The sequence below is a fragment of the Lysinibacillus sp. NPDC093688 genome (assembly GCF_050280145.1).
GTDB classification, from domain to species: domain Bacteria; phylum Bacillota; class Bacilli; order Bacillales_A; family Planococcaceae; genus Lysinibacillus; species Lysinibacillus xylanilyticus_B.
This window is the reverse complement of sequence record NZ_JBNNUX010000043.1, coordinates 24,618-34,106: the sequence shown is the minus strand read 5'-3', so window position 1 is coordinate 34,106 and position 9,489 is coordinate 24,618. Positions and strand designations below refer to the sequence as shown.

General features: G+C 36.9%; 13 protein-coding genes and 2 pseudogenes. 4 read left to right on the top strand and 11 right to left on the bottom strand.

Annotated elements, in window-relative coordinates:
* Positions 1-112 precede the first annotated feature (112 nt).
* From ACQKN2_RS22120 to ACQKN2_RS22110, 3 genes and pseudogenes are all read left to right on the top strand, one after another.
* Positions 113-241: pseudogene (locus tag ACQKN2_RS22120) on the top strand (IS607 family transposase); the annotation flags it as partial.
* Positions 237-639, top strand: a pseudogene (locus tag ACQKN2_RS22115) (RNA-guided endonuclease InsQ/TnpB family protein); the annotation flags it as partial. The pseudogenes ACQKN2_RS22120 and ACQKN2_RS22115, both read left to right, overlap by 5 nt.
* 311 nt (positions 640-950) lie before the next feature.
* Positions 951-1,490: a DJ-1/PfpI family protein gene (locus ACQKN2_RS22110; protein WP_427416854.1), complete on the top strand. Its 540-nt coding sequence runs from the start codon at positions 951-953 to the stop codon at positions 1,488-1,490.
* 61 nt (positions 1,491-1,551) lie between these two features.
* Here ACQKN2_RS22110 and ACQKN2_RS22105 read toward each other — a convergent pair whose 3' ends face one another.
* The 4 genes from ACQKN2_RS22105 to yneA form a co-directional block, all read right to left on the bottom strand.
* Complete coding sequence (locus ACQKN2_RS22105) at positions 1,552-1,860, bottom strand: hypothetical protein (protein WP_427416853.1); 309 nt, start codon at positions 1,858-1,860, stop codon at positions 1,552-1,554.
* On the bottom strand, positions 1,853-2,011 hold the full coding sequence (locus ACQKN2_RS22100; RefSeq protein WP_427416852.1) for a hypothetical protein: 159 nt from the start codon (positions 2,009-2,011) through the stop codon (positions 1,853-1,855). Before ACQKN2_RS22100 ends, ACQKN2_RS22105 begins: the two co-directional genes overlap by 8 nt.
* Before the next feature lie 95 nt (positions 2,012-2,106).
* The gene (locus ACQKN2_RS22095; protein WP_427416851.1) at positions 2,107-2,772 is read right to left on the bottom strand and encodes a YneB family resolvase-like protein; all 666 of its coding nucleotides are present in this window, start codon (positions 2,770-2,772) and stop codon (positions 2,107-2,109) included.
* Positions 2,769-3,086 (bottom strand): cell division suppressor protein YneA, encoded by a 318-nt coding sequence (gene yneA / locus ACQKN2_RS22090; protein ID WP_427416850.1) that lies wholly within the window; start codon positions 3,084-3,086, stop codon positions 2,769-2,771. Before yneA ends, ACQKN2_RS22095 begins: the two co-directional genes overlap by 4 nt.
* Positions 3,087-3,249: 163 nt before the next feature.
* Between yneA and lexA the strand changes: the two genes are divergently transcribed.
* Positions 3,250-3,867: a transcriptional repressor LexA gene (gene lexA, locus ACQKN2_RS22085; protein ID WP_197143989.1), complete on the top strand. Its 618-nt coding sequence runs from the start codon at positions 3,250-3,252 to the stop codon at positions 3,865-3,867.
* 327 nt (positions 3,868-4,194) lie between these two features.
* Here lexA and ACQKN2_RS22080 read toward each other — a convergent pair whose 3' ends face one another.
* From ACQKN2_RS22080 to ACQKN2_RS22050, 7 genes are all read right to left on the bottom strand, one after another.
* Entirely contained in the window at positions 4,195-4,932 is a 738-nt protein-coding gene (locus ACQKN2_RS22080; RefSeq protein WP_427416849.1) for a hypothetical protein, read from the bottom strand.
* 63 nt (positions 4,933-4,995) lie between these two features.
* Positions 4,996-5,721 carry a gamma-glutamyl-gamma-aminobutyrate hydrolase family protein gene (locus tag ACQKN2_RS22075; RefSeq protein WP_427416848.1) on the bottom strand — a complete coding sequence of 242 codons (726 nt, stop codon included), beginning with the start codon at positions 5,719-5,721 and terminating at the stop codon, positions 4,996-4,998.
* A 97-nt stretch (positions 5,722-5,818) separates the two neighbouring features.
* Positions 5,819-6,571, bottom strand: coding sequence for a prepilin peptidase (locus tag ACQKN2_RS22070; protein ID WP_427416847.1), 753 nt, complete (start codon positions 6,569-6,571; stop codon positions 5,819-5,821).
* A gap of 59 nt (positions 6,572-6,630) precedes the next feature.
* The gene (locus tag ACQKN2_RS22065; RefSeq protein ID WP_427416846.1) at positions 6,631-7,356 is read right to left on the bottom strand and encodes a potassium transporter; all 726 of its coding nucleotides are present in this window, start codon (positions 7,354-7,356) and stop codon (positions 6,631-6,633) included.
* Positions 7,353-7,946: a PilN domain-containing protein gene (locus tag ACQKN2_RS22060; RefSeq protein WP_427416845.1), complete on the bottom strand. Its 594-nt coding sequence runs from the start codon at positions 7,944-7,946 to the stop codon at positions 7,353-7,355. Before ACQKN2_RS22060 ends, ACQKN2_RS22065 begins: the two co-directional genes overlap by 4 nt.
* Positions 7,946-8,917: a type IV pilus biogenesis protein PilM gene (gene pilM, locus ACQKN2_RS22055; protein WP_427416844.1), complete on the bottom strand. Its 972-nt coding sequence runs from the start codon at positions 8,915-8,917 to the stop codon at positions 7,946-7,948. Before pilM ends, ACQKN2_RS22060 begins: the two co-directional genes overlap by 1 nt.
* 98 nt (positions 8,918-9,015) lie before the next feature.
* Positions 9,016-9,477 (bottom strand): prepilin-type N-terminal cleavage/methylation domain-containing protein, encoded by a 462-nt coding sequence (locus ACQKN2_RS22050; protein WP_427416843.1) that lies wholly within the window; start codon positions 9,475-9,477, stop codon positions 9,016-9,018.
* Positions 9,478-9,489 lie beyond the last annotated feature (12 nt).

Here is a 9,489-nt window from a genome sequence, read left to right as displayed (position 1 = left end):
TGAAGGGTTGCGCCTTCGTGTGAACAAGAAAAATATATACAAATATAAAAATGTTAACAACCTCTCTAAATAGGGTAATGTGATTTTATCATAGTGAAGAGAGGTGGTACGCATGGAATTAATGTCCATTGGGAAATTTGCTAAACGTGTTGATATAAATGTTGTAACGCTAAGTAGAGTGGAAACAAAGGCCGAGTTTATGCCAGCCCATGTATCTTCTAGTGGTACGAGATATTATTCAAAAACAAAACACTGAAATCCGTAATTTATATAAGCGACTTAACGACATCCGAACAAATCATTTACATCAGCGTTCTAATGAGATTGTGAAAACCAAGCCATCTCGTATTGTAATGGAACATTTAAATGTAAAAGGGTTGATGAAAAATAAACATCTAGCGAAGGCGGTAGCTCAGCAAAAGCTATATGAATTTAAACGGTAAATTCAATACAAATGTCAAAAATACGGAATTGAATTTATTGAAGCCGACAAATGGTCTCCATCATCAAAAACTTGTTCTTGTTGTGGACAAATCAAATCCGATATGAAACTGAGACAGATTATATATCTGCGCTTGTGGATTAAAATTGGATAGAGATTTGAACGCAAGCATTAACTTAGCAAATTACTCAATCTAAGGAATTTAACTGACACTAAACCTTAGATGTGTACGCAACGATACTGCGGTATTTAAGCCTTTGGAGAGTCATACTAAATGGCAGTAGCTTTTCGCGAAACCAGACTCGGAGAATAAGGAAGACACAAATACGAAAGTCGGAAGATATAAGTTGTGTCACAGTAGAGATGTCTACATTTTTAAAATGTATATGTTTTTCGTATCGGATGAATACTACTATGCTGTCTTAGATGAGGAATGGGTATAAGATACTTTCATTATTCTGTTATGTCGAGTTCTAAATCTTCGTTTTAAAATAGATGGGAGAATTATATGAAAAAGACCGCTATATTATTGTATCCCCAATTTAGTGAATATGAATTGAGTGTAGCATTATCTATATTAATGCAAGGAGATAAACCCATTATTACTGTTGGGTTAAACAATGAAAAAATTAAAGGGGAATCGGGGTTATCTTGTATAGCCGATATACAAATTAGTGAAGTTAATCTGAACGAAATCGATAGCTTGTTGCTACCAGGCTGTATGGATATAGCTTACCTAATAAATGAGCAAGAATTAATTGATTTTATTAGTAATGTGAATGCCACAGGAGCAATCATCGCAAGTATCTCTAGCTCTCCATCTCTTTTAGCGAAAGCTGGAGTATTAAAAAACAAAAAGTATACTGTTGGGTTGCCGCTAGAAGGCATAAGAAAATTAGACTTCTTCGATCTTAATCATTTCTCTGAAGACCTAGTTGTACAAGATGGTAACATCATAACTGCAAGAGGTAGAGGTTTTATACAATTTGGTATTACTGTCGGTAAAGCCCTACATCTCTCTTTTGATGATAATTGGTACAGAGAATAAAATAGCTCTAATTGATAGGAAAGATTAGTACAGTAAAAGATGGCAAGTTCCTTTTCAAACATTATATAGAATATTGAGCAAGAGAAGTAGAAATGGCTACTTCTCTTATTTTAAAAAATTCTTTCGCTGTTCTATCCATAACTTTGGTGATTCTATCCACGTCTTTCGCTGTTCTATCCGTCACTTCAGCGATTCTATCCACGTTTTTCGCTGTTCTATCCGTCACTTCAGCGATTCTATCCACGTTTTTCGCTGTCCTATCCGTCACTTCAGCGATTCTATCCACGTTTTCCTCTGTTCTATCCGTCACTTCAGCGATTCTATCCACGTTTTTCTCTGTTCTATCCGTCACTTCGGCAATTCTATCCACGTTTTTCTCTAATTCTATCCGTCACCTCGGCGATTCTATCCACGTCTTTCGCTGTTCTATCCGTCACTTCAGCGATTCTATCCACGTTTTTCGCTGTCCTATCCATCACTTTGGCGATTCTATCCACATCTTTCGCTGTCCTAACCGTCACTTCGCCATTCTATCGTGACTACTTGTCTCCTTCACCTTCAGCTAGAGCCTTTAAAAAGAAAAAAATCAGTAGGAAAACTCCCACTGATTAAAACGTTATTTTATTTCGTTTCCCTCTTGATGTTCCCGATATCTCCTATGGACAGTAGCTTTGCTTACGTCAAAGCCTAGCCCCCTAAGAGTCACAGCGATTTCCTCAAATGTGAAGCCTCGATTACGTAACTTGACGATTTCCTCTATAGGGACATCTTTACGTTCTTGACCGTTTGGATTTCCTCGGTTTGATAAATTGTTTTCAGGGCGATAGCCATTTTCAACCGCTCGACGCATGCCACGACGTATTTTAGCATTATGGATTCTGCGCTGGTACTCCTCTACAATTGCTAAAATTTCTAGGAGCATCGTATCCATTTCATTTAATTGTACAGGTCCCGCGTCTCGCATAGAGAAAACATTAGTTTCAGTTTTCTGCAATAAATGCAACACGGCCATTCGAGCATTTCCACGCCCTAAGCGTGTTTCATCCTGCACAAATAATGCTGCTACTTCTTTTTCTTTTATGAAATCGAGCATTTCTAGTAAACCTTCTCGTTCCACATCATAGCCACTATGCTTATCCTTAAAAACATGCTTCACTTCATAACCCTGCTCTTTAGCATAGCGTACTAACTCCTCCTCCTGACGCTCTAACGAGGAGCTTTGTGTCTCTTTTTCTGTACTCACACGGCAATAGACAACAGCCGATTGTTGTTTAGTTATCATTTTACATTTCTCGCAATTTCAATTGAATTTATAGGAATGGGTTGGTCCTCACCCACTACTGGAATCACTAGAGATTTACCTGCAATAATTCGTACGTTCGATAATTCATTTTCTGTCTTAACAAGCTTAATCCATTCATCCGACTTCATTTTACCACGGTATTGTTCGGCTAACGACCATAAGCTATCACCATGTTCGATTTCAATTTCTGCGTATGTAACCTCGCCTGGGTCTGTTATAAAAAGATATGCTGTAAATAGTAGACAAGCTCCTAATAAAATTGTAATATGTGGATTTTTTTTAAACCAGTTCATGTTTATAACCCCTTTTCGAGAATGTTTGTTCGGAATATATGTTCTTATAATAATGCGAACAAACGTTTTTGTCAAACACTTTTCGAACCTATGTTTGCTTAAGTGTTCGCATTCTGCTATACTACTAATAAGTAGAATGATTAGAAAAAAGAGGTGAGCAATCATGAAAAAAGTCTCGAAAAGACAAGAGGCCATACTAGATTTCATTAAAGAAGAGGTACGCGCAAAGGGGTATCCACCATCTGTACGTGAGATTGGTGAAGCAGTTGGACTTGCTTCAAGCTCTACAGTTCATGGACATTTAGCTCGTTTAGAGCAAAAAGGCTTGATTCGACGCGATCCAACTAAACCACGTGCCATTGAAATTCTAGAGCCAGAGGATTCTATTCAAAAGCAACATGTTATACATGTCCCACTTGTCGGGAAGGTTACTGCAGGTTCTCCGATAACTGCTGTTGAAAACATCGATGAATATTTCCCACTACCAGATATTTATGGGACAAGTGAAGATCAGTTATTTATGCTAGAAATTATGGGTGAATCAATGATTGAAGCTGGCATTTTAGACGGAGATTTAGTTATTGTTAAACAAAAATCAACAGCTGATAATGGTGATATTGTCGTAGCAATGACTGAAGAGAATGAAGCAACTGTAAAGCGTTTCTTTAAAGAAAAAAGTCATTTCCGTTTACAGCCTGAAAACGCAACAATGGAACCAATTATCGTAGACCAAGTTTCTATTTTGGGACATGTTGTAGGTCTTTATCGTCGTGTACATTAAAAGTAACTCAATAGCAAAGTATAAAAAGAGGATTTTATGTTCACAAATGGGCATATAACCTCTTTTTCTTATGTTTTGAGTGCCATTTTTCACACAAAAAAAGAACCCACTTTAAAATGGATTCGGTCCTGTACCCCTAAAAGTAGAGGATGACATTTGTAAAAACGTATACCATGTATATAAGTTGATTAGAGTGGAGACTGGGCGACTCCTCGGGGATTTAGCGTCACAGATGAGACCCTGCAGCGTAGCGAAGCGGCTCATCGGACGCCCCCAGGAAAGCGCCCAGTCGGAACGGAAATCAACCACACGTTATGATGATAGCCTTTAAAACATTGAGTTAGCAATTTCAAGCAAATCATGCACTGTGAAATCTTTTGTTATTTCACTTTCTATACTAATTGAATAGTTAAAACTGTCATGAACAAAAATCAGTTGATTCACGTCCGGCTGATACAATGCTTTTGTTCCATTTTTTAAGGTGTACATATTTTCACCTTCTGCTGCCTTCAAATCCTCTTCTTTCGGTTCAACTTTCACCTGCAACAAACCATGTAAATTTACATTTTGATACCTTATTAGAAGAATATCTTGGTTTATACTTCCTTCTACATGCGTGATGTCAAAAGGAAACTTGGATACGGTCAAGATATTCGCAATATGCTTGTTCATATATTCCTTCATAATTTTCGATTCATTCATAAATGGATTGGAACCATCGTAAACAACTCGTATATCTGTAACTTCTTCTTGATGAAAAGTCACTTCCCATATAAAGGCTATTCTTTCAGGCATATTGTCTCCATCGTTAAAATAAGCCAATGCTACTCTTACATTCTCTTTAGCGGAAGGGTAACCTGAAAGTCTACTAATTGCGGTCTCTTCCCTTATTTCAGGAATTTTTACATTTGAAGATACATACTTCTTCACCTGTTTTTCATCTTTTTTGACCATCGCAAGCAAAAAATGGGTTACTACGTCATCATTATAAGGTCCTGCCATTACATGTTGCATTGAAACACAAAACAGTAAAAAGGCCAGCAAACCCAACTCTAATTTTTTCATTTCATCACCAAGGTTATCTTGCCCTTGATAAAAAATTCTATGCCATGTATTGCTTTTAAAGTTTTATACCTCTACCTTGAATTTCAAACTCGCTTTTACAAATGCAGTAAATAATTTCTTGGATACTTCATCACCTGCAATGGCGAGCTCCTCTGGATGCCACTGTACCGCTAGACAAAATGGTAAATCTTCGTGTACTACCGCTTCAACGATTCCATCACTTGATTTGGCTACTACTTTCAATTTTTCTGCTGCTACGTTTATTGCTTGATGATGAAATGAATTCACAGCAATTTTTTCTTCCTCAATAATCGTTGTTAATAATGTATCTGGTGTTAGATGAACATGATGTGTAGTAACGCCTCGTGCCGCTAGTTGCATGTGTTTCATTAATTTTCGACTGTGATGCTCGCTCTCAATATCTTGATAAACTGTGCCTCCAAACGCCACATTTAGCATTTGAATCCCTCGGCAAATTCCGAAAATCGGCATTTTCCGAATATAGGCTGCTTCAATTAAGGAGAGTTCTACTGAATCCCTTTCTGGATGAACCTTCCCTAATTTTGGTGTAGGTTCTGCACCAAAAAGAAATGGATGTACATCATGCCCGCCCGAAAGTAATAATCCGTCCGTCAACGATAAAATTTGTGCCACATCCTCTTCCACTCCAAGCGGAATGATTAGTGGAATACCCCCAGCCTCAATTATACTTTTGCTGTAGGCGGCATTTAATCTTGAGGACAAATCATCCTCTACAAAGGCTGTTATACCGATAATTGGTTTCATCATATCCCCTCCATGATCTACAAAATTTATCTCGCATTAACTCTGCCTAAAAAAGCCTGATTGATGAAGACTATGAATCATTGAGGGCACCCCTGATTATTTACCAAAATCCGAGATACCAATTCATCAACGCATCCCCATAGAAATAGATAATAATCGCCGCTAGAGCAATAAATGGACCGAATGGTATAGGCGTTTTTCTTCCCTGTCCGCGTACTTTTAACATAACTATTCCAACAATCATGCCAATCACAGCGGCTACAAATAGTGTTAGAAGTGCATGTATTGTCCCAAGCACAAGACCCAGTAAAAAGAATAATTTAATATCGCCTCCACCCATACCACCTCTTGATAGGACAGCTATACAATATAATATGCCAAATCCTACAACAGCACCAACTATACTGTCCCACCACGGAGACAAAGGTGATATGACGCGCCCTAAAACTAGCAAAGGTAAAAAGAATAGTAGTACCTTATCCGGAATAAGCATATATGCAAAATCGGATACAACAATAATGACTAATAATGAAATAAATAATAGAGCTACGAAAAATTCTGCACTAAAGCCTAATTTCCAATAAGCAAAAGCAAATAATACCCCTGTTATAAGTTCCATCAGTGGATAAATCCAAGAAATTTTTTGCCCACAGCTACGGCATTTTCCACCTAAAAATAAATAAGACAAAACAGGTACCAAATCAAGTGCCGTCAACTGTCTCTTACAAGAAGTGCAATGCGAGGGTGGACGCACAATGGACTCCTTCAAGGGCACACGTAAGCCCACTACATTAAAAAACGAGCCTAAAACGAGCCCAAATATGAAAACAGTAATTGTATAAACCATCTCCATTTTTATGTCCTCCTATACTAATTGACGCCCATACATTTGAAGTATGCGCGCCATCTAATTTACAGTTGTCCTTCATAATAGAACGTCGTTACTTGTATGGTAGATTTTAAGGTTGTATCTGCATCCTCCTGGAATTTTGCTTCCTCTCCAGTTGATGTGAAATCGATTGCATCAATTTTCATGACACGATCAATTTTTTCAATCTCTTTTATAAACTCAACCATCGCTTTATTGTCCAATGCGGCAACATCAATATTGAATGTTACTAGTTTTAATTCTTTTGGTAAGGAGTCTTTAGTGAAAGTAGCAGTTGGTATTTTATCTTGCGTTTCAGGCGTTTCATCATTTTTAGCAACAGCTTGTTCCTCAGCTTTATTTGCAGATTGCTTTGGTTCAACCTGTTCCTCAGAATTTGTCGAGTTGGGATCTGTCATAGTAGAATCCATTACGAGCGAATCATAATTATTAAAGTCCATAGCTTCTACCCGCGTTCCCGTCACTGCTTCAATCTCTTCAATATTTCGAATTACCTCTTCAATAGCTCGAGTTTGAGGTACCTTTTTACGCAATGTTAAATTACTTGTACTAGCTGATTTGCCATTCTCTTCAATTAAAGCAATTTGCTTCTGAATTGTAGATATTTCTTGTTGAAGGGAGTTAATTGAACTTTCCTTCGCATCTACTTCTTCTAATTTAGGTGTTACTATATAGTAATATAGCGCAAATAAAATGGCTGCAACGAAAGCTGTTAAGATAAGAATCGTTGAATTTTTACTACTAGTCATGATTCTCTACCTCCAGCGAGAAATTTAAAATCAATTCCTAATAAAATAGTTGCCGAATAACGTGGCACTTCCTTAAACTTGTTCTTCGCACTTTCTTCCTCTTGATTTCCTATAGATACATCAAAATTAGCAATAGTATCAACCTGTATATCATTGAAATAGGGGCTTGCTGTTAGCTTTTCTAAATAAGATGATATGGCTGACATTGTTTCAAAATCAGCCGTAACTTCAACATTTTTTTCACCAAATACATAATCCCTTAAATACGTTTGCTCCGGTAACAATACTTGGGTTTCATCCATTAAGGGGGTCACTGGATAAGAGACCTTTTCCACAAATTGTACAGATTGCTCCAATGAGCCTTTGTTCACATTTTGCTTTACATCTAACTCAGTTTGAAGTTGTTCGTGTCGGGATGAAAGCTCCACTTCCTGCGCACTTAATTTTGTAAGATCACTTTTTGCTTGGAAAAACAAGAAAACCATATATCCTACTATCATACCAATAAGAATAATAAATACTATATATATTGAAGTAGGGGTTGAATGCTTCTTTTCCAAATTCGGCATGAGGTTAATTTCTGGTACCATTAGTTAACCTCCTTTAATGCAAGTCCAATTAAGCTTGCAAATTCCTCTGAAAATTGAGGGAATGATTTCTGAATGACTGAATCATTTAACATAATAATCGGTGTCGGAAAATTATTTTCTAACAAATCTTTAATCGTAGGTAGTAATGGATTATCTCCTAGAATGATAATCTCATCGACACTTTTCTCACCTTTATGTAAGGAAAACTTAAAAAAATTCATGATACGATCGATTTCAAGCATTTGATCGGTAAGTATGATACGATAATCATCTTCTGCATCTAAACGATAAGAAAAACTAAACTCCTCAATCTCTTCAAACTTCCATTCCGATAAATCTGTATCAAATGATTGATACCGTAAAAATTCAAGCTGACCATATGAAAAAATACTAATCGACAATTCATTGATGGACCAATCCGCTATTAAATAAGTTCGATTATCCTTTATTAACTGCAAATACTCTAACAGACGAATATTACACAATGCACGGATATCTGCTACTTGCGGATCTAATGTAGCATCGAGTAAAAGTCCAATCATTTTCGTCACTTCTTCTGAAGGTGCTGCAAAGAGCATGGCCTGCCCATCACTAGGTTTTGGGTCATATACATCAATAAGAGGATCTTGGAATGGAAGATGAATGGACTGACCAAGCTCCATCTCCACATACCCTTTTAATTCATTCCACTCTATATCATTAGGATGCTCAAAGCTTTTTAACAAAACGGAAGTATCCGGTACAAAAATACGCGCATTTTGCTTTTTGCCTGCCCATTTTGCCACATTATTTTTCATGACATCAAACAATTCCATTTCATCATGAATAACAGAACCTTCAACAACTCCCTGTGCTAATGGCATTTCATAGCCCTTCCATTGCGACGAATCAGCACCTTTTGCCACAATCGCACGCAATATATAATCCTTTATCTCAATCGACACATGCGATTTTTTCTTTTTTGTAAACATGTGAAAAGATGCCTCCTTCTAAACTTACTTTAATAATTAACCATCCATTTCCCAACCAGAAGCGCAGATAAACTACGCCTCTGAGTGGGTTTGAATGGTTATTTTTTAGGAATATCTTTATCTCCAGGTGCACTACCTTTTTGTTTATCATCATTAATTACAGTTATAGTAGCAGCATTGAAATTAACCGTCTTTTCACCTGAGTATTTTACTTTCCCAGATAATGTATTTCCACCTGCTACTTTTTTAACAATTCCCTCTGCATCTTTATCTTCGAATTTTCCAGCATTATCTAAGTATTTATTAGTTTTTAATGTTTTAAAATCAACTTCTTCACCGTCTTTAGATCCTTCGTCTGTGAAATAAAGATTAGCTGCATTAATTACATTAATAGCATCTGATTTTGCTGCATTATAACGTGAGTTCTCAATAATATTCCCAATAGCAGGAATAGCAATCGCCGCAATAATCGCTAGAATGACGATTACTGCTAATAGCTCGATTAACGTTAAACCTTTTTGATTTTTTAATAGTTTTTTGTTCATGATTTTTTTGAACATCGTGTTCCTCCT